This is a genomic window from Xenorhabdus sp. IM139775 (genome assembly GCF_028598745.1).
In the GTDB taxonomy this organism is placed as follows: Bacteria; Pseudomonadota; Gammaproteobacteria; order Enterobacterales; family Enterobacteriaceae; genus Xenorhabdus.
The window spans coordinates 1-770 of the sequence record NZ_JAQRFK010000224.1; the positions used below are offsets into that span (position 1 = coordinate 1).

Consider the following 770-nt stretch of genomic DNA (forward strand, 5'->3'; position numbering starts at 1 on the left):
GAAGAGTCGGGGCTATACTATAATCGGTTCCGATATTATTCGCCGGAGACGGCGCAGTACATCTCGGCAGACCCGATAGGGCTGCTGGGCGGGGTGAATCCGTATGGGTATGTGCATAATCCGACTAATTTCATCGATCCGTATGGACTGAGTGGAACGTCAACAATTGATAAGCAACATAAAAATAATAGTGCTTATAACGCGGCCAACTCTCAAAAGTTAAAGGACTATTATACGCAAGCCGAAAAATACGGAACTGCTGGAATTAAGGAGTTGCCGAATGGTCGCTATCGTTTCTATGGTGAAATAAAACCATCTAGAACACCTGGTGAAATGCAAGGAGCTAGATTGGTTAGAGAATGGGATCCAGCTACTGGTAATAAACGAACTTGGTACGAAACACTAGATCACTCAGGAAATATTAGGAGTGTTGCGCCAAAGCCAGTCACACACGATAAAAACCATCATATTTTTGATGCCAATGGTAAATACAAGGGAAGAAGATAGATTTATGAAAATCGAACCCACGCGAAGTGATTTAGTAGAAAAGATCTCGAATATTCTATCGGGTAAAGAGCAACGGATTGATGTAGCCGAGTGGGCAGTAAATATCTTTGATGATGATTCATTCAAGATAAATGATCTTGTTGTTGTAAATTATATTCAGTTACTAGGCGCAGTTGATTTGCCTTCAACTGATAGAGAATATTTATATACAGATGATGATCTGAAAGGTTGGATAACCGAAATAAAGAATCATTAAATAGCAG

Annotated in this window: 2 protein-coding genes; both read left to right on the forward strand. The window is 40.1% G+C overall.

Going from position 1 to position 770, the window contains the following annotated elements:
• The coding region (locus tag PSI17_RS17135) for an RHS repeat-associated core domain-containing protein (protein WP_273553101.1) at positions 1 to 507 on the forward strand (507 nt) is incomplete at its 5' end.
• A 4-nt stretch (positions 508 to 511) separates the two neighbouring features.
• Complete coding sequence (locus tag PSI17_RS17140) at positions 512 to 763, forward strand: hypothetical protein (protein WP_273553102.1); 252 nt, start codon at positions 512 to 514, stop codon at positions 761 to 763.
• Positions 764 to 770: the final 7 nt, after the last annotated feature.